Annotated in this window: 16 protein-coding genes; 7 read left to right on the top strand and 9 right to left on the bottom strand. The window is 74.7% G+C overall.

The genetic code is table 11. The annotated features are described in order from the left end of the window. Window positions 1-38 precede the first annotated feature (38 nt). Window positions 39-374 carry a helix-turn-helix transcriptional regulator gene (locus I5Q34_RS17650; protein ID WP_199893248.1) on the top strand — a complete coding sequence of 112 codons (336 nt, stop codon included), beginning with the start codon at window positions 39-41 and terminating at the stop codon, window positions 372-374. On the opposite strand, the gene I5Q34_RS17645 is transcribed toward I5Q34_RS17650, so the two are convergent. The 3 genes from I5Q34_RS17645 to I5Q34_RS17635 form a co-directional block, all read right to left on the bottom strand. Continuing rightward, a complete protein-coding gene (locus I5Q34_RS17645) occupies window positions 371-2,404 on the bottom strand; it encodes an ATP-binding domain-containing protein (protein ID WP_277965523.1) in 2,034 nt (677 codons plus the stop codon). The two genes, I5Q34_RS17650 and I5Q34_RS17645, sit on opposite strands and share 4 nt — an antisense overlap. Window positions 2,405-2,566: 162 nt before the next feature. After that, window positions 2,567-2,848 (bottom strand): type II toxin-antitoxin system RelE/ParE family toxin, encoded by a 282-nt coding sequence (locus tag I5Q34_RS17640; protein WP_199893247.1) that lies wholly within the window; start codon window positions 2,846-2,848, stop codon window positions 2,567-2,569. A 70-nt stretch (window positions 2,849-2,918) separates the two neighbouring features. Then, window positions 2,919-4,568 carry a DNA repair helicase XPB gene (locus I5Q34_RS17635; protein ID WP_199893246.1) on the bottom strand — a complete coding sequence of 550 codons (1,650 nt, stop codon included), beginning with the start codon at window positions 4,566-4,568 and terminating at the stop codon, window positions 2,919-2,921. A gap of 138 nt (window positions 4,569-4,706) precedes the next feature. Between I5Q34_RS17635 and I5Q34_RS17630 the strand changes: the two genes are divergently transcribed. After that, complete coding sequence (locus tag I5Q34_RS17630; protein ID WP_199893245.1) at window positions 4,707-5,285, top strand: Uma2 family endonuclease; 579 nt, start codon at window positions 4,707-4,709, stop codon at window positions 5,283-5,285. 214 nt (window positions 5,286-5,499) lie between these two features. On the opposite strand, the gene I5Q34_RS17625 is transcribed toward I5Q34_RS17630, so the two are convergent. Continuing rightward, entirely contained in the window at window positions 5,500-7,929 is a 2,430-nt protein-coding gene (locus tag I5Q34_RS17625) for a helicase-associated domain-containing protein (RefSeq protein WP_199893244.1), read from the bottom strand. 164 nt (window positions 7,930-8,093) lie between these two features. Between I5Q34_RS17625 and I5Q34_RS17620 the strand changes: the two genes are divergently transcribed. Then, window positions 8,094-9,038, top strand: a complete 945-nt coding sequence (locus I5Q34_RS17620) for a hypothetical protein (protein WP_307811691.1) — start codon at window positions 8,094-8,096, stop codon at window positions 9,036-9,038. Window positions 9,039-9,131: 93 nt separating this feature from the next. Here I5Q34_RS17620 and I5Q34_RS17615 read toward each other — a convergent pair whose 3' ends face one another. Beyond that, complete coding sequence (locus I5Q34_RS17615) at window positions 9,132-9,722, bottom strand: GNAT family N-acetyltransferase (RefSeq protein WP_199893243.1); 591 nt, start codon at window positions 9,720-9,722, stop codon at window positions 9,132-9,134. Between the two features lie 70 nt (window positions 9,723-9,792). Here I5Q34_RS17615 and I5Q34_RS17610 point away from each other — a divergent pair, with 70 nt between their 5' ends. The 3 genes from I5Q34_RS17610 (at window position 9,793) to I5Q34_RS17600 (ending at window position 11,935) form a co-directional block, all read left to right on the top strand. Then, window positions 9,793-10,077, top strand: coding sequence for a hypothetical protein (locus I5Q34_RS17610; RefSeq protein WP_199893242.1), 285 nt, complete (start codon window positions 9,793-9,795; stop codon window positions 10,075-10,077). Between the two features lie 78 nt (window positions 10,078-10,155). Beyond that, the gene (locus I5Q34_RS17605) at window positions 10,156-10,671 is read left to right on the top strand and encodes a hypothetical protein (protein ID WP_199893241.1); all 516 of its coding nucleotides are present in this window, start codon (window positions 10,156-10,158) and stop codon (window positions 10,669-10,671) included. A gap of 130 nt (window positions 10,672-10,801) precedes the next feature. Next, window positions 10,802-11,935, top strand: coding sequence for a glutamate--cysteine ligase (locus tag I5Q34_RS17600; RefSeq protein WP_199893240.1), 1,134 nt, complete (start codon window positions 10,802-10,804; stop codon window positions 11,933-11,935). A gap of 31 nt (window positions 11,936-11,966) precedes the next feature. Here the strand turns inward: I5Q34_RS17600 and I5Q34_RS17595 are convergent, their stop codons facing one another. Next, window positions 11,967-13,058, bottom strand: coding sequence for a family 2 encapsulin nanocompartment cargo protein terpene cyclase (locus I5Q34_RS17595; RefSeq protein WP_199893239.1), 1,092 nt, complete (start codon window positions 13,056-13,058; stop codon window positions 11,967-11,969). Between the two features lie 255 nt (window positions 13,059-13,313). On the opposite strand from I5Q34_RS17595, the gene I5Q34_RS17590 reads away from it, so the two are divergent. After that, complete coding sequence (locus tag I5Q34_RS17590) at window positions 13,314-13,496, top strand: hypothetical protein (protein WP_199893238.1); 183 nt, start codon at window positions 13,314-13,316, stop codon at window positions 13,494-13,496. Here I5Q34_RS17590 and I5Q34_RS17585 read toward each other — a convergent pair. Genes I5Q34_RS17585 through I5Q34_RS17575 form a run of 3 tightly spaced genes read right to left on the bottom strand, consistent with a single transcriptional unit; the run spans window position 13,476 to window position 16,440 of the window. Then, entirely contained in the window at window positions 13,476-14,330 is an 855-nt protein-coding gene (locus I5Q34_RS17585; protein ID WP_234429061.1) for an ABC transporter ATP-binding protein, read from the bottom strand. The genes I5Q34_RS17590 and I5Q34_RS17585 overlap by 21 nt on opposite strands. Beyond that, on the bottom strand, window positions 14,327-15,412 hold the full coding sequence (locus I5Q34_RS17580; RefSeq protein ID WP_199893237.1) for an iron chelate uptake ABC transporter family permease subunit: 1,086 nt from the start codon (window positions 15,410-15,412) through the stop codon (window positions 14,327-14,329). Before I5Q34_RS17580 ends, I5Q34_RS17585 begins: the two co-directional genes overlap by 4 nt. After that, window positions 15,409-16,440 carry an iron ABC transporter permease gene (locus I5Q34_RS17575; protein WP_199893393.1) on the bottom strand — a complete coding sequence of 344 codons (1,032 nt, stop codon included), beginning with the start codon at window positions 16,438-16,440 and terminating at the stop codon, window positions 15,409-15,411. Before I5Q34_RS17575 ends, I5Q34_RS17580 begins: the two co-directional genes overlap by 4 nt. Window positions 16,441-16,714: the final 274 nt, after the last annotated feature.

The raw sequence follows: 16,714 nt of genomic DNA, 5'->3' as shown, positions 1-16,714 counted from the left end.
GTTGGGCGATCGTCAAACAGTTCACGGAGGAAGGGCTCATGGACGGCGAGGGAGAGCTGCTGCCGCAGCCGGACATTCAGGACATCCGGCTGGAGAAGGTGCTCCAGGCCCTGGGTGACCCGGTCCGGCTGCAGCTGATGGCCATCTACGCCCGCGAGGGCGAGCAGTGCGACTGCGACCCGCGCCGCTTCGGCCTGCAGCACCTGCACAAGTCGACGGTGTCGCACCACATGAAGGTGCTCCGCGAGGCGGGCGTCACCTCGACCAAGGTGGTCGGGCGCAACCGCCATGTGCGGTTGCGCAAGGAGGAGTTGGACGCCCGCTTCCCCGGGCTGGTGGACGTGCTCCTGGCCGGCCTGGACGGCCAGGCCTAGGCCGTCAACTCCCGCGGCAGCGGCTCCGCGTGGAGCACCGTCAGCCCCGACACCGCCCGCGTCAGCGCCACGTACAGCCGCCGCAGCCCCGTCCGCTCGTCCGGCTCGCCCGCGACGACCGCGGCGGGCTCGTCGAGCACCACGTAGTCGTACTCCAGGCCCTTGGCCAGCGACGCCGGCACCAGCGTCAGCCGCGCTTCCGCGGAGGTCTCCTCGCCGGGGGTGAGGTGCGCCAGCCCCGCCTCCGCCAGCGCCGCCGCCAGGACGGGCACCCGCGCGTCCGCCGCGATCAGGCCGACGGAGCCCTCGCGCGCCAGCGCCTCCCGGCACGCCGCGACCACGGCCGCGTCCAACTCCCGCCCCGCCACGGGCCGTACGGCGAAGTCGCCCGCCGACTCGCGCACCGACGTCGCCTCCGCCAGCCCCGGCGCGATCGCCGGCAGCAGCCGCGAGGCGTACGCGATCACCTCGCGCGGGACGCGGAAGCCCTGCGTCAGCTCCTCGACGGCCGCGTCCGGCTTGCCCAGGTGCGCCAGCGCCTCCCGCCAGCCGGGCGTCGCCCACGGCGTCGTGCCCTGCGCGATGTCGCCCAGCACCGTCGCCGAACCCGTCGTGCAGCGCCGGCCCACCGCCCGGTACTGCATGGGGGACAGGTCCTGCGCCTCGTCCAGCACCACGTGCCCCAGCGACGGCGTCCGCGTGACCAGGTCCGCCGCCTCGTCCACCAACACCGCGTCCGCCGCCGACCACTTGGCCGACTTCGGGCCGCGCGCCGGCTTCGCCCAGCGGATCGCCGCCTGCTCCTCCGCCGTGAGCACGCCCTCCGCGTGCTCCGCCAGGAACTCCGCGTCCGACAGCAGCCGCAGCACCAGCTTCACCGGATCGACCGCCGGCCACACCGCCCGGACCGCCGCCTTCACGGCGGGCGTCCGCGCCACCGCGTCCTGCACCCGGTCGTCCGGCGCCTCGCCCGCCTCCTCCATCCGGACGAGCACGGTGTGCGCGATCCGCTGCGGCAGGGCGTCGCGGGCGGCGCCGTAACGGATGTCGCGGGCCAGCAACTCGCGGACGATCTCCTCCAGTTCGTACGCCGGGATCCGCCAGCGGCGCGAGCCGCGCACCACGACCACCGGGTCCGCCGGCATCGTCACGCCCGACCGCACCGCGCGCCGCAGCACCTCGGCCATGCGGGCGTCGCCCTTGATCCGGGCGGCCTCCGCGGAGTCGGTGCCGCGCACCTCCACGTGCGCGACCAGGTCGTCCACCGTCGCCTGCGCCACGTTCAACTCGCCCAGCGCGGGCAGGACCTGCTCGATGTAGCGCAGGAAGGACGCGTTCGGGCCGATCACCAGCGTGCCCGTGCGGGCCAGCCGCTCGCGGTGCGCGTAGAGGAGGTAGGCGACGCGGTGCAGGCCGACGGCGGTCTTCCCGGTGCCGGGCGCCCCCTGGACGCAGACCGTGCCGCCGATCCCGGCGCGGACGATCTCGTCCTGCTCCGGCTGGATCGTCGCCACGATGTCGCGCATGGGACCGACGCGGGGCCGCTCGATCTCCGCCTGGAGCAGCCTGCTCGTCCGCTCCCGCGACGCCGATGCCGCGTCGGTGAGGTCCTCGTCCTCGTACGCGGTCAACTCGCCGCCGGTGTAACCGAACCTGCGGCGCCGCCGGACGTCCATCGGCTCCTTCGCCGAGGCGCGGTAGAAGGGCTGCGAGACGGGCGCGCGCCAGTCGACGACCATCGGGTCCCCGCCGGCGTCGTGCACGTGCCGCCGCCCGATGTAGAACGTGGTCCCCGCGTCGTGCGCCCGGTAGTCCAGCCGTCCGAAGAACAGCGGCGTGTGCGCGAGGTCCGCGAGCGCCGTGACGCGCTCCTCGATCTGCCGCTCCAGCACGGCGGCGTTGACCCAGTTGGCAGTGACGTCCTTGATGTCGAGCGCCTCGACGTCGGCGCGCATCGCGCGCAGCGCGGCGCGGGAGGAGGCGAGGTGGTCGCGTTCGAGGGCGAGCGGGTCGGCGGCGTGGGCGGGCACGGCGTTGCCTCCATGCGGTGGTCACGAGCGGTGGGCGGCCGCCGGTTTCCGGCCGGACGGCGGCGCTCCCGGGTCGCGCGGCGGGAGGCGGAAGCCCGCGATTTTAGCCAGGGTGACCACCGGGCGCGAACGGTTTTCCGCGCGCGCCCTCAGGGGCGCTGTTCAGTCCTCCGTGAGGAGGATGTCCGCGTCGTCGAAGATCCGCAGGACGACGAGCAGCAGACGTCCGCGCGAGATCATGTACTCCGCCACGATCTGGGAGGTCAGCCGGATCTCCCGGTCCTGCTCGCCCACACCGATGGGCCGGGAGAGCTCGGTGTACGGGTCCCGGGCCAGCATCTCGACCGCCTTGTCGAAGGAGGCCCTGCGCGCCGGTTCGAGACGATCACGGTCGCGTGCCGCCGGCTCCGTGTACAGCACCTCGTAGATGTCCTGGTGAGGCATTGGTCCCTCCGTGCCGTGGCGTCCGTGGCCAACAAGGTTACCGATCGGGGGCGCGCGACGGGACCTGTCCTCAGTCGTCCTCGCCCGCCAGCACCGCGTCCGCGTCCATGATCCGGTACGCGTATCCCTGCTCCGCGAGGAAGCGCTGGCGGTGGGCCGCGAAGTCCTGGTCGACCGTGTCGCGCGCCACGACCGAGTAGAAGCGGGCCTCGTGCCCGTCCGCCTTCGGGCGGAGGACGCGGCCCAGCCGCTGGGCCTCCTCCTGGCGGGAGCCGAACGTGCCGGAGACCTGGATCGCGACCGTCGCCTCGGGCAGGTCGATCGAGAAGTTCGCGACCTTCGAGACGACGAGCACGGAGATCTCGCCCTCCCGGAACGCGTCGAAGAGCTTCTCGCGCTGCGCGTTGCTCGTCTCGCCCTTGATCACGGGGGCGTCGAGGTGCTCGCCCAGCTCGTCGAGCTGGTCGATGTACTGGCCGATGACCAGCGTCTGCTCGCCCCGGTGCCGGCGCACCAGCGCCTCGGTCACCTTCCGCTTGGTGTCCGTCGTCGCGCAGAAGCGGTACTTCTCCTCCGTCTCGGCCGTGGCGTACGCGAGCCGCTCCGAGTCCGTCAGATTGACGCGGACCTCGACGCAGTCGGCGGGCGCGATGTAGCCCTGTGCCTCGATCTCCTTCCAGGGCGCGTCGAACCGCTTCGGTCCGATCAGCGAGAAGACGTCCGACTCACGCCCGTCCTCCCGGACGAGGGTGGCCGTGAGCCCGAGCCGCCGCCGCGCCTGGAGATCGGCGGTGAACTTGAAGACCGGCGCCGGCAGCAGGTGCACCTCGTCGTAGACGACGAGCCCCCAGTCGCGGGAGTCGAACAGCTCCAGGTGGGGGTAGATCCCCTTCCGCTTCGTCGTCAGCACCTGGTACGTGGCGATGGTGACCGGCCGGATCTCCTTGCGCGTGCCGCTGTACTCGCCGATCTCGTCCTCGGTCAGCGACGTCCGCTTCACGAGCTCGTGCTTCCACTGCCGCGCGGAGACGGTGTTGGTGACCAGGATCAGCGTCGTCGCCTTGGCCTCGGCCATCGCCCCCGCCCCGACCAGCGTCTTTCCCGCCCCGCAGGGCAGCACGACCACACCCGAGCCGCCGTGCCAGAACCCGTCGACGGCCTGCCGCTGGTACGGCCGCAGCGCCCAGCCGTCCTCGCGCAGCTCGATGGGGTGCGCCTCGCCGTCCACGTACCCGGCGAGGTCCTCGGCCGGCCAGCCGAGCTTCAGCAGCGCCTGCTTGATCTGCCCGCGCTCGGACGGGTGGACGGCCACGGTGTCCTCGTCGAGCCGCGCCCCCACCAGCGGCTGGATCTTCTTCGACCGCAGGATCTCCTCCAGCACCGGCCGGTCGCTGCTCTCCAGCACCAGCCCGTGCGTGGGGTGCTTCACCAGCCGCAGCCGCCCGTAGCGGGCCATGGTCTCGGCGATGTCGACGAGCAGCGCGTGCGGCACGGGGTACCGCGAGTAGGTCACCAGCGCGTCCACGACCTGCTCGGCGTCGTGCCCCGCGGCCCGCGCGTTCCACAGCCCCAGCGGCGTCACCCGGTACGTGTGGATGTGCTCGGGCGCCCGCTCCAGCTCGGCGAACGCCGCGATGGCCCGCCGGCAGGCGTCGGCCTGCTCGTGGTCGACCTCGAGCAGGAGCGTCTTGTCGCTCTGGACGATCAGGGGTCCGTTCACGCCTCACCCATTCCTTCCGGCCAAACGTCCAGGGTATCGCCGTGGCTCCCGAACGGGTGGGCGAGACGGAGAACACGGGCCGATGTCCGTGGCGGGTGCCACACTGATGGCGACGGTTTCCGAGAAGGAGGTGGCGTGATGAGCGTTGCACACGATCCCCACTACGGGCCTTGGACGATAGAGGAGGTTCTGGCTCTGGGGGAGGACCGTGGTCAGCGTCGTGAATTGATGGGGGAAGCGCTCTTGATGTCACCGGCTCCGGGAACCAAGCACCAGCGGGCGTCATCCCGGCTGTGGCACCTGCTGGACGCGGCCGTCGAGGAGGCCGAAGCTCCGGTGGAGGTGCTGGAGGCCGTCAACGTCGTGCTGCCCGACGGGCTGTTCATCCCGGACATCGCTGTGGTGGATGCCGCCGCTGCCGCTGACGACCCGGTCACCTATGACGCCGAGGCCGTGCTGCTCGTCGTGGAGATCGTCTCGCCGTCCTCGTCCGGCCGTCGCACGGACCGGCTGCTCAAGCCTCCGTACTACGCCGAGGGCGGCATCGAGCACCTGTGGCGGCTGGAGCTGGAGCCCATGCCTGCGTTGATCATCTCCGAGCTGCGGAACGGCCGTTACGCGGAGCGGGCCGTGGCCGAGGCAGGGCGTACGACGCTGGTCGAGAAGCCGTTTCCGGTCAAGATCGATCCCGGGGTCCTGGTGCGCCAGGGCCGCTGACCGGTCGGTCGAGGGGGCGCGGGCACCGTCTGCCGGGGCGCGCGCTCCGCTCGCGTGCTGCGCATGGCCGGGTGAGGGGCGGGTTCGGCGAAGGCGGTCCGTGCGGCGGGAGTTGGTGACGCTTCCGGATCAGGTGCCGACGCGGTGCTCGGGAGGCGGGGTGCGGCAGGCTTCCGGGGGTGTGCAACTGGAGATCCAGCCGTAGTTCAGCGACTCACGCGTGCTCGTCCGCCAGTTCCGCCACGCCCGTGATGCGGTGCAGGGGGAACGTGCGCACCTCGTCCGCCGTGTGGTCGTACGCCGTGACGAAGCCGCCCTCCACCCGCACCGGGGCGATCACGCGCTGGCTCGCCGCGCCGTCCGCGTTGACGTAGCCGATCCAGACGGGCGAGCCGGTGAGGACCGCCGCCTGCATGGTGGCGAGGGTCTCGGCGGAGGTGGTGCGGGGGAGGCCGCCGTCCGAGGGGGACGAGGCGCGCGGCCGGCGTTCGGCCGTCGCCGCGAGGTCGCCCGCGCGGATGGCGCGGACGGCCGCGTCCAGCAGCGTCGCGTCGGGCACGGGCGGGCCCTCCGGCACCGGCGCGGGCGCGGCGCGCGGCGGCGTGCGGTGGGCGTCGGCGCGCGCGACGACCACGTCGCCCGCGGCCGACTCCGCCGCCGGCGCGTAGCCCATCGCCCGCAGGCCCTCCAGCAGCGCGTCCGGCGCGGCCTGCGCCGCGAGCACGGTCGGGGCCAGGCGCCGCAGGCGCAGCGGGGCGGACCGCCGGTCGGCGAGGAGCTCGGCGAGCACGGCCTCGTCGTCGCAGCGCAGGTACGAGGACGCGGCGCCCACCCGCAGCCGGCCGTGGCGGCGGGCCACGTCGTCGATCAGGTACAGCAGGGGCTGGGGGAGCGGGGTGCGCGAGTGGGTGGTGAGGAAGGAGGTGAGGTCGGAGGCCGTCCGGCCGGCGTCCAGGGCCCGCCGCACCGACTCCGGCGTGAAGCGGTACACCGTCGCGCCGCCCTTGGACTCGACGTCCGCCAGGATGCCCAACTGCTGGGCGAGCGGGCGGTGCAGCGGACCCGGCGCCACGGCCGTCAGGTCGGCCTGGACGAGGACGTGGTCGAGCGGCTCCGGGAGCAGCGGCGCCAGGGCGGGCGCCGGATCGGTGCCCGCCAGCAGCGCCCGGCCGTGCGCGGAGAGCGCGCCGCGGCCGGTGACGCCGAGGAGCTCGGCCTCCTCCAGGGCCCAGCGGGCGAGCCGGGCGCGCGACTCGTCGCCGCCCCGCGGCGGCCGCTCCCAGGCCAGGCGGGCCAGCAGCGCGTCGGCGGGCACGGTGCTTCCGGCCGGCAGCCCGGCCAGCAGGGCGAGGACGCGGCGGCGGACCTCCGGCGCCGGGGCCCGGTCGAGCTCCGGCCCGAGGGCCGAAAGGGTGCGCCCCCGCGCGTCCTTCGTGTCGGCCAGCCCCGCCGTCCGGGTCGCGGCGAGCCAGGCCGCGGCCAGCCGCGTCCAGCGCTCCTCGGCGGGCAGGTCCAGCCAGTCGTCGTACGCGGGCGTGGGCGCGTACCGCTCGTCCACGTCCCCGTCGGTCGCCAACAGCCCGGCCGCGTGGGCGAGTTCGGCCCAGAAGGCGGCCGCCGGCTCCGGTACGTCCAGGACGGTCGCCGTCCGCTTGAGGTCCCGCACGCTCAGCCCGCCCGCGCGCAGCACCAGCGGCCCGGCCGACTCCCAGTCCGCCAGCAGCTCCTCGACCGTGGCCAGCGCCGTGAACGCCTGCCCGGCGGCGGTGGCGTCCACCAGCCGCTCCGCGTGCCCGGTGACGGGTGTGAGCTCCGGCGGCACCGGCTCGGGCGCGCGGTGCGCGCGCCCGGCGCGCAGGTGCAGTGCCGCCTCGCGCGGCAGGACGACGGAGCCCTGCCCGGCCGGCAGCAGCAGCCCCCGGTCGAGCAGCCAGCGCAGGTGCGGGGCGGGGTCGGCGGTCACGGTCCCGTACGGCGGCCCCCACATCAGCCGTCCGAGGACGGCCGCCGCCTCCTCCGGGGCGCCGGCCAGCAGCGCCCCCATCCGCGTACGGTCCTCGAACAGCCCGGCCAGGGCGGTGACGGCGGTCACCGGATCGTGCGTCGCGGGCAGCCCCGCCGCGGCGAGGAGCTCCTGCAGCCGCCCCGGCGACATACCGGAGGTCGCCTCCGCCACGGTCGGGCCGAGGCCGGTCGCCGAGGGCCGGGCCGGGGTCGGGGCGAGCAGTTCGCGGGCGGTGCGGACGAGGCGGAGGCGGTCCTCGTCGCCCCAGACGAGCGCCTGCTCGCGCAGGGTCGCGAGGGCGCGCGGCAGCTCGCGGGCGATCCTCGGGTCGTCGGGGCGGTCACCGGTCAGCAGCGCGGCGAGCGTCCCGTACGGGCACGGGTCCGGCGCCACCGCCAGCGCCTCGGCGGTCTGGAGCGCGAACCGGTCCAGCCGGTCCAGGGCCCGGACGACGGAGGCGCGCGTCGCGGCGCGGGTGGCGAGCTGGGTGAGGTCGCCGGGGACCGGGTTCAGCAGGTCGGGGCGGGCCCGCAGGAGGCCGGCCAGGGCCTCGTCGGGGCGGGCGCGCAGCTCCTCGGCGAGGGTGCGCGGCGCCGTGCCGCCACTGCTGGTCTGCCGCGTCTCCCGCGAAGTGGTCATTCTGTTAACGGTACCGGTTCGGTGCGCGCGGAGCCGTGGGTCCGCCCGCCCGGCGGTTGCGCTCCGCCGTCCCGTTCGTTCTCACGGACGCGCCGGGGAGGGAGCGGGTACCGTCGGTCCGGACGGAGACGTCGCGTCGGAGGGAACCGGGGAGCCTGGGGGACGTGGTGGGGATCGAGAGCGACCAGCTCGTCTACGACTACCTGAGCAGGGTGGGCGACATAGCGCAGCGCGAGTCCCTCACCTCGGGGGACCGGATGCGTCTGGTCTCCGGGCTGCGCACGGAGATCGAGCGGCGCCGGGCCACGGAGGGCGCGGACACCCCGGCCGCGGTGCGGCGCATCCTCGACGGGCTGGGCCCGCCGGAGCGGGCGGTGGCGGACGCGGGTTCCTCCCCGGGGCCGGGCGGCCGGGTGCCCGAGCAGCGGCGCGGGCCGGCGACGGGCGGCGAGGGGGTGCGCTTCCCGGACGCGGGGGCGCCGCCGCACCTCGCCACGGAGGAGGAGCTGGGCCGCGCGCGCGGTGGTTCCGCGGACGACTGGTGGAGCGTCGCGGGCGGCGCCCCCGTCCTCCCGGCGGGCGAGCCGATCCACGGCTTCACGGGCGGGATCGAGATCCCGGACATGCTCAAGCCGCCGCGGCCCCTGGAGGCGGAGGGCGGACAGCCCGCCTCGACGGCCGCCGAGCAGGCGCCGGCGGAGGAGGCCCCGGCCCCCCGCCGCCGCCTCGCGCCGATCCGCCGGGGGAGAGGCCCGGCCGCGCCCGTCGGCACGGTGCCGATGAGCCCGCTCCTCGCCCTGGTCGCGGTCCTGCTCGTCATCGGCGCGGTGCTCGGCAACTGGCTCGTGCTGGTCGTCGGTTGGGCCCTGGCCTACGTCACGCGCCGGCTCTCCCAGAGCGAGTCGAAATGGGCGGTCATGGGCGTGCCGGGCCTGGCCGCCGCGGGCGGCGTTGCCTGGCTGTGGGGCCGGCTGGAGCACCGCTGGGGCGCCCCGATCCCGCAGGGCGGGCTGGGCACGGCGCTGGCGGACACGCTGCCGGTGGTCGTGCGGGTGGCGGCGCTGGCGTCGGCGGCGTACGTGCTGTGGCGGGCGCGGCGGCCGGGTTAGGCGTTCCGGCCGGGCTGGGCGTTCCGCCCGGCCCAGGTGTCGCACCCCGGGCCGGGCACCCCGTCCAGGTCCGGGTCCAGGTCCACGTCCAGGTCAGGCGCCCTTGCGCAGGCACCAGGTGCGCGGCCCGCCGTCCGGCAGCTCCACCTCGGCGGTGACGGCGAACCCGAGCCGTTCGTAGAACCGTACGTTCGACTCGGTGGACGTCTCCAGGAACGCCGGGTACCCGGCCCGCGCCGCCGTCTCCAGCCCCGGCTCCAGCACGGCCCGTCCGAGCCCCTGCCCCTGCCGTCCGGGATCCACCCCGACGGTCGCGAGGAACCACACGGGCTCCTTCGGCCGGTGCGGCTCCAGCGCCCGCTCGGCGGACTCGAACGCGGCGGCGCGGTCGCCGGACAGCTCCCCGACGCGCGGGCCGAGTCCGGCCACGGCGGGACCCGGGTCCCGGTCGGGTGTCGTCCACACGGCCGCCGCGCCGCGCCCGTCGTCGGCGACCCAGACCCGGCCGAAGGGCATCCCGACCTCGGTCAGGAACAACTCCTGGAAGCGGCGGAGCCGTTCCTCGTGGTCGTCGGCGGCGACGATGTGCCGGATGAACGGGTAACCGGTGAAGGCGCGGGTGAGCGTGCGGACGGCGGCGGGGATGTCGGCGGGGGTGGCGGGGCGTATGGGCAGGGTTGTCATACGAGGTCAACGATCAAGCGCGGGCGGTGGGTTCCGCGTGCGGTCCCGGCCGTCCGCCTACCATGCGGCCATGAAGACTCAACCCGTTGATCCCAGGGACATGACCTGGGAGCAGGACCAGGCGGTGTACCGCGTTCACTTCTGGGACCGGTCGGCGGTGGCCTCGTACGAGTACGAGGTGACCGGTGCCGACGTCGGCGAGGTCCTCGGCTGGGCGCGGGGGCGGGCCGAGGCGGAGGGGTGGGCGTTCACGCTGTACGTCAGGGTCGACGGCGGGGACGGGCCGGGGCTGGTGCGGCTGTGCGGCGTCGCGGGGGAGCCGTTCGGGACGGAGCTCAACGGGCCTACACAATAGTGGAGTTGAGGGAGCGCGGGCTGTAGACTCCGCTGCCTTGCCGTCGATGCCTGCAAGGGCCTGCAAAGGGGGCTACTCATGCGCGGTAGCGGACGGATCATCGGTACGGTCGTCGCCGGGACGGCGCTGCTCGCCGTATCGGCGCCGGCCGGCCACGCGGCGGGATCCGCGGGCTCCGACGAGCGGGACTTCGCCAGGCCCGCCGTGGCCCAGGAGCTCACGCTCAAGAAGGGGACCAAGTGGGCCGCCTGCACGGCCAAGGCGGACACGCCGCACTGGTCGCGGGGCGCCAGGAGCGTCATCTACAAGACGCGCGTCACCTGCAAGGGAAATGTGTCCAGGGTCCACGTCAAGGTGCGCGGCTGGCTCATCTACTCCAGTGGCGGAGGCCCGTCCACGGCCGCGACGTCCAACGAGACCCGGGTGATCGCCACCAATGGCAGGGCGGCGACGTACTACACGCCCAAGGTGCGCGGCAAGAAGGTGCGTTGGTCCGGCAAGTTCCAGGGCTCGTCCACCGTCCAGATCACCTCCCCGGTCCGTGGCACCAAGGGCACGACCACCAGCAAGGCGCAGTTCGTCAAGGCGCACTAGCGGCGGCGCGGCGTGCGGCGACGCGCCGATACCCGTCCCGATTTGCGGGTTACCGAACGATCAGCCCGCCGCTTACGATCGCTCACGCACCGTCGAAGCGTTCGTTTCCCGGGCGGAAGGTCGTGACGCCGTGTCGTCAGCCATGCAGGACAACGGAGCCCCGGTCGCGGGCGTGCCGACTTTCGGCGTCGAGGAGGAGTTCTTCCTCGCCGACGAGGGGACGCGGGCCACGGTCGCGCGGGCGGCGGACGTCATCAAGCGCGCCCATGACCGCCTCGGCGACCGCATAGGTGCCGAACTCTTCACCACCACGGTCGAGACGCGCACCCGTCCCGTCGGCACGCTCGACGAAATGCGGCAGGAGCTGCGGCGGTTGCGCGAGGGGCTCGCCGTGGCCGCGGAGGAGGGCGGCTGCCGGGTGGTGGCCTCGGGCACGCCGGTCGTCCCCTTCCGGGGGCACCGGGAGATCGCCGAGGAGCCGCGCTACCGGCAACTGGCCGACCGTTACGGCCCGTTCGTCTCAGACGACCACAACACCGGTGCCTGCGCGTGCCACGTGCACGTCGCCGTGTCCGGCCGCGAGGAGGCCGTCCGGCTCTGCAACCACCTGCGGCCCTGGCTGCCGGTGCTCCAGACGATGGCGGCCAACTCGCCCTTCAACGACGGCCGGGACAGCGGCTTCGCGAGCTGGCGGGCGCTCCACTTCGGCCGCTGGCCGCACGTCGGCCCGACGCCGCCGTTCCGCGACGCGGCGGCGTACGACGATCTCGTGGACTCCCTCATCACGTCCGGCATGCTGCTCGACCGCAAGCACGTCTACTGGTACGCCCGCCCCTCGGAGCACTGGCCGACCCTGGAGGTCCGGGTCCCCGACGTCAACGCCGACCTGGACGTCGTCCTGCTCGTCGCGTCCCTGACCCGCGCCCTGGTCGCCGTCCTGAAGTCCGACGTCCGCCGCGACGTCCCGCCGCCCGGCATCGCCGACCCCCTGCTGCGCGCCGCGCACTGGCGCGCCGCCCGCGACGGCCTGCGCGGCTCGGGCCTCGACCCCCTCACCGGCCGCCTCCACCCCGCCGCCGAACTGGTCGAACGCCTCGTCGCCCGCGCGGCCCCGGCTCTCGACGAGACGGGGGAGCTGCCGTTCGTGCGGAGCGCGTGGCACCGCCTCCGCACGGGCGGCGGGGGCGCGGAGCTGCAACGGGCGGCGTACGCGCGGCGGGGTGATCTGCGGGACGTCGTCGACGTGCTGAGCGTGCGGGGCTGAGGGGCGTGCGCCGTGCCCCCCTCCCGTACGGCTACGGCGAAGTCGCGTAGCGCGTCCCCACGTTCCCCGCGTGCCATTCGTGGTTGCCGCCCAGCCAGTTGGACAGGCCGGCCATGAAGCGGGCCATGAGCGGGCCGCCCGTGGCGGCGAGTTCGGCGGCCTGTTCCTCGAAACGGTGGACGATGTCGTTGTGGACCTCGATCGCCAGCTGGAAGGCGTCCTCGATGGAGCAGTCCTCCTCGGCCGCGATCGCCGTCGGCAGGCTGTAGTGGAAGCGCCCGCTCGCCTGTTCCTTGCGCAGCGAGTAGAGGTCGTTGCAGATGGTCGAGGCGTTGGAGGACAGGGCGACGGCGCGCTGGACGGCGGGCTCCGCGAAGAGGTGGGCGGGCAGTTCGTAGCCGCCGACGGAGTCGGTGAGGGTCAGACAGGGGCGGAAGCTGTTGAACTGCCGCTGCACGAGGTACTCCCACACCGCCGGGGTGCGGTGCTGGGTGATGCAGTCGCCCTCCGCGTTGTAGCCGAGGTAGAGGTTGGCGATGTCGTGCCGGAAGCGGTGCGACTGCGCCGGTGTGGCCAGCGCGTCGAAGTACTCCATGGCCGAGCGCATCGAGCGCAGGGCCGGGTGCGATGCGACCCCGGCACGCCAATCCGCCTCGTAGCGGAGCGTGTTGTGGGCGGGGTCGATCGCGGACTGGGCTACGGCCAGCGCCGCGCCGCGGCGGTTCGCGGTGCCGCCGTACTCCGCCTCGCAGAAGTAGTCGTCCACCGCGTTCTCGGCGGCCAGGAGCCGGGCGGCGGCCATGAGATGGTCGACGTCCGGCGCGTCCGGGTGGCACAGGACCACCGACCGCCCGGCGTCGAAGCCGACGAGGGCGTCCCGCAGATCGGCGTCCGGGTAGAGGTCCACCTCCTTCTCGGCCCACTCCACGAGCCGGGCGTTGACCTCGTCCGCCAGCACGCGGTCGTCCCGTACGGCCGGGGGGCAGTACAGGCCCTCGATGTACTGCGAGGACGACGGCGGCGACGGTTCCGCGACGGGGACCGTCAACGACGGTTCCACGAGCGGGCCGAGGCGCAGGGAGCTCGTCCCCAGGCCGGTCGGGCCGGTCGGGAGGCGGGTCATGGGCATGGGAGAGTCGGTCGTGCCGGGGGTTGGCGCCTTCATGCGACTCCGTTCCGCGGGGCTTGCCTGGATCAGCTGTCACCGAAGGGTTAGCACGGCCCGTCGGGGCGTCACAAGGTCGCCTCCGTGGCGGGAGCCGGCGCGCGTGTTCCGGCCGAACTCCCGCCGCCCGGTGGGCCGGTGTGATCCGCCGGGTATCTCGAGCCGCGTGACCGCATTCGGCGAAACCCCGGGCGGTCCGTTCGGACGGGCCTGATGGAGGCGCTCGGCGAGGCCGTGCCGGCCGGTGCCGCGGGCCGGGAGCCGGCCCGGCTGCCGTTGCCGGACGAGTGCACCGCGGCGCACCTGCGGATGGAGGACGTCGCGCGGGTGACGCACCGGGCCGGGTCGCCCCGCCCCGGCGGGCGGCGCGTCATGTCATGCACCGCGTCCCGGTGACGGCAGCGGGCTCCGCCGCGCCGCGCCGACCCCGGCCGGGGCCCCGGGCACGACCATCGGGCCGCCGGTCACCGGGTCCGGGACGACGACCGCCTCCAGGCCGAACACCTCGCGCACCAGCTCCGCCGTCACCACGTCCTCGGGGCGGCCCCGGGCCACCACGCGGCCGTCCTTCATCGCGACGAGGTGACCGGCGTACCGGGCCGCCTGGTTGAGGTCGTGCAGGACGGCCACCACCGTGCGGCCGCGCTCGGCGTTGAGGCGGCGGACCAGGTCGAGGACCTCGACCTGGTGGGCGATGTCCAGGTAGGTGGTGGGCTCGTCGAGGAGCAGCAGGTCGGTGTCCTGGGCGAGCGCCATGGCGATCCAGACGCGCTGCCGCTGGCCGCCGGAGAGCTCGTCCACCGGGCGATCGGCCAGCGCCGTCACGTCGGTGCGGGCCATCGCGTCCGCGACCGCCCGCTCGTCGGCCTCGGACCACTGCTGCCACCAGCGCTGGTGCGGCTGGCGGCCGCGGGCGACCAGGTCGGCCACGGTGATCGCCTCGGGGGCGACGGGGGTCTGCGGCAGCAGGCCCAGCCGGGTGGCCAGCTGCCGGGTGGGGATGCGGGCGAGCTCCTCGCCGTCGAGGAGGACGGAGCCGCCCGCCGGGCGCAGCAGCCGGCCCAGGGCCCGCAGCAGGGTGGACTTCCCGCACGCGTTGGGGCCGACGACGACCGTCACCTCGCCGTCGGGGACGTCGAGGTCGAGGCCCTCGACGACGGTGCGGTTCTCGTAGGCGAGCGTCAGGTCCCGCGCCCGCAGCCTGCTGTCGGTCATACGGTGCTTGGTCATGCCGTGCCGCCTCCTGTACGGGCCTGCGCGCCGCGCCCCTTGATGATCAGCCGGATCAGGTACGGCGCGCCGACGGCCGCCGTGAGGACGCCCACCGGGAGTTCGGTGGGCGCGAAGAGCCTGCGGGCCAGCAGGTCGGCGAGGACCACGATCAGCGCGCCGGTCAGGGCCGAGCAGACCAGCGGGGTCTGCGCGGTGCGCGCGGTGCGGCGGGCGATCTGCGGGGCGAGCAGGGCGACGAAGTCCACCGGCCCGGCCGCGCCCGTGGCGACCGAGGCGAGGACGACGCCGATGAGGACGAGCCCGCCGCGCACCCGGTTCAGCCGGACGCCCAGGGCGGTGGCGGTGTCGTCGTCCAGGGCGACCGTGCGCTGGGCGCGCGCGGCCCAGCACAGGGGGACGGCGAGCAGCAGCAGCGTCCAGGCCACGGGCGCGGCGCGGTCCCAGCCGGCGTCGTTGAGCGAGCCGGTCAGCCACACCTTGGCCTGCTGGGCGACCAGGTAGTCGCCGCTGGTGAGGAAGAGCTGAATGATCGCGCGCAGGGCGACGGCGAAGCCGATGCCGATGAGGACGAAGCGGCCCGCGTGCAGCCCGCCGCGCCAGGCGAAGAGGTAGACCAGGGCGGCGGCGAGCAGGCCGCCCGCCATCGACACGTACGGCAGCAGGGCGAACGAGGTGACGCCGAAGGTCATCGCGCCGACGGTCAGCGCGCCCGCGCCCTGCGAGACGCCGATGATGTCGGGGCTGGCGAGCGGGTTGCGGGCGACGGTCTGGATCAGGCCGCCGGCGATGCCGAAGGCGGCGCCGACCAGGATCCCGACCGTCATGCGCGGGAGCCGGAACGTGCCGACGGTCAGCTCCTGCGCCGACGGCCGGCCGAGGAGGACGTCGATCACCTCGCCGGGGGAGACGAACTCCTCGCCCACGCACAGGTAGGCCAGGCAGACGGCGGCCAGCGCCCCGGCCAGGCACAGGGCGGTGACGGCGGCCCGGCGGTGCAGCAGGAAGGAGCCGCGGCGGCCGGCGCGGACGAGGGCGTAGCCCGTGGGGAGGGTCTGTGTACGCACGGTCTGTGTACTCACGCCGCCACCGTCCGGCGGCGGGCGAGGGCGACGAGGAACGGGAGGCCGATGAGGGCGGTGGTGACGCCCGCAGGGACCTCGCTGTCGGCGTAGACCACCCGGCCGACGACGTCGGAGAGCAGCAGGACGACCGGGCCGAGCAGCGCCGCCATGGGCAGCAGCCGGCGGTGGTCGCCGCCGACGAGGGCGCGGGCGATGTGCGGCACGGCCAGGCCGACGAAGGCGATGGGCCCGGCGGCGGCCACGCCGACGCCGGTCAGCACGGTCGCGCCGGTGCCGGCCGCGATCCGGACGGCCGCGACGTTGCGGCCCAGGCCGCGGGCCGCGTCCTCGCCGAGCGCGAGCGCGTCCAGGCCGCGGGCCGAGCCCAGGACGAGGAGCGTGCCGGCCAGCAGGAACGGCCACATCTGCCCGGCGATCTCCGCGTCCCGCCCGGCGAGCGAGCCGATCTGCCAGAACCGGAACTCGTCCAGGGCCGACGCCTTGGTGGTGAGGATGCCGGAGATCACCGAGACCAGCAGCGCGTTGATCGCGGCGCCGGAGAGCGCGAGTTTGATCGGCGAGGCGCCGCCGCGCCCGCGGGTGGCGATCGCGTGGACGGCGACGGAGGCGAGGGCGGCGCCCGCGAAGGCGAACCACACCTGCCCGCTGAGCGTGTGCACCCCGGCCGCGGCGATGGCCAGGACCACGCCCAGCGAGGCGCCCTGGCTGATGCCGAGGATGCCGGGGTCGGCGATGGGGTTGCGGGTGACGCCCTGCAGGACCACTCCCGCCATGGCGAGGGCGGCGCCGGTCATCAGCCCGATGAGGGTGCGGGGCAGCCGCAGCGAGCGGACGACGCCCGCGGTGGTGTCGTCACCGCCGTGCAGCAGGGCGTCCAGGACGCGGTCGGGGGCGATGGCGCGATTGCCGACCGCGAGGCTGAGCAGGACGGCGGCCAGCAGCGCGGCGACGGCGGCCGCGGTCCAGCCGAGTCGGCGGGCGGCCGTGCGCGGACGGGCGTCACCGACCGGGTCGGTGGCTGACAGGGCTTCCACGGCGCTCTCTCGACGAATCGGATCGGATCGGCGGCGGACCGGCCGAAACTCGGCCACCCTGACCGAAAGGCCCGAGTTAGGCGACGCTAAGTGTACGGGTGGGGGCGGGCCCGGTACCCGGCCCGGGGGAGGGATGCGCCCCGGCCCCGCCCTTTCACCGTTTCTCCCGGGGCTCCGCCCCTCGGCCCGGCACCGCGCTCCGCGCGGTGATGCGGGGGCTTCGCCCCCTGCGCCCCCACCGGGGGCTCCGCCCCCTGGACCCCTG

Source organism: Streptomyces sp. AV19, from assembly GCF_015999245.1.
Taxonomy (GTDB): Bacteria; Actinomycetota; Actinomycetes; order Streptomycetales; family Streptomycetaceae; genus Streptomyces.
The sequence above is the reverse complement of the archived record's forward strand: the minus strand, read 5'-3'. Positions and strand labels throughout refer to the sequence as shown.

Excerpts from the sequence above, each read along its gene's own strand:
- I5Q34_RS17650 (WP_199893248.1), top strand. The coding sequence starts at position 39 with ATGGACGGCGAGGGAGAGCTGCTGCCGCAGCCGGACATTCAGGACATC.
- I5Q34_RS17640 (WP_199893247.1), bottom strand. The coding sequence starts at position 2,848 with ATGCCTCACCAGGACATCTACGAGGTGCTGTACACGGAGCCGGCGGCA.
- I5Q34_RS17630 (WP_199893245.1), top strand. The coding sequence starts at position 4,707 with ATGAGCGTTGCACACGATCCCCACTACGGGCCTTGGACGATAGAGGAG.
- I5Q34_RS17625 (WP_199893244.1), bottom strand. The coding sequence starts at position 7,929 with ATGACCACTTCGCGGGAGACGCGGCAGACCAGCAGTGGCGGCACGGCG.
- I5Q34_RS17615 (WP_199893243.1), bottom strand. The coding sequence starts at position 9,722 with ATGACAACCCTGCCCATACGCCCCGCCACCCCCGCCGACATCCCCGCC.
- I5Q34_RS17610 (WP_199893242.1), top strand. The coding sequence starts at position 9,793 with ATGAAGACTCAACCCGTTGATCCCAGGGACATGACCTGGGAGCAGGAC.
- I5Q34_RS17605 (WP_199893241.1), top strand. The coding sequence starts at position 10,156 with ATGCGCGGTAGCGGACGGATCATCGGTACGGTCGTCGCCGGGACGGCG.
- I5Q34_RS17595 (WP_199893239.1), bottom strand. The coding sequence starts at position 13,058 with ATGACCCGCCTCCCGACCGGCCCGACCGGCCTGGGGACGAGCTCCCTG.
- I5Q34_RS17590 (WP_199893238.1), top strand. The coding sequence starts at position 13,314 with ATGGAGGCGCTCGGCGAGGCCGTGCCGGCCGGTGCCGCGGGCCGGGAG.
- I5Q34_RS17585 (WP_234429061.1), bottom strand. The coding sequence starts at position 14,330 with ATGACCAAGCACCGTATGACCGACAGCAGGCTGCGGGCGCGGGACCTG.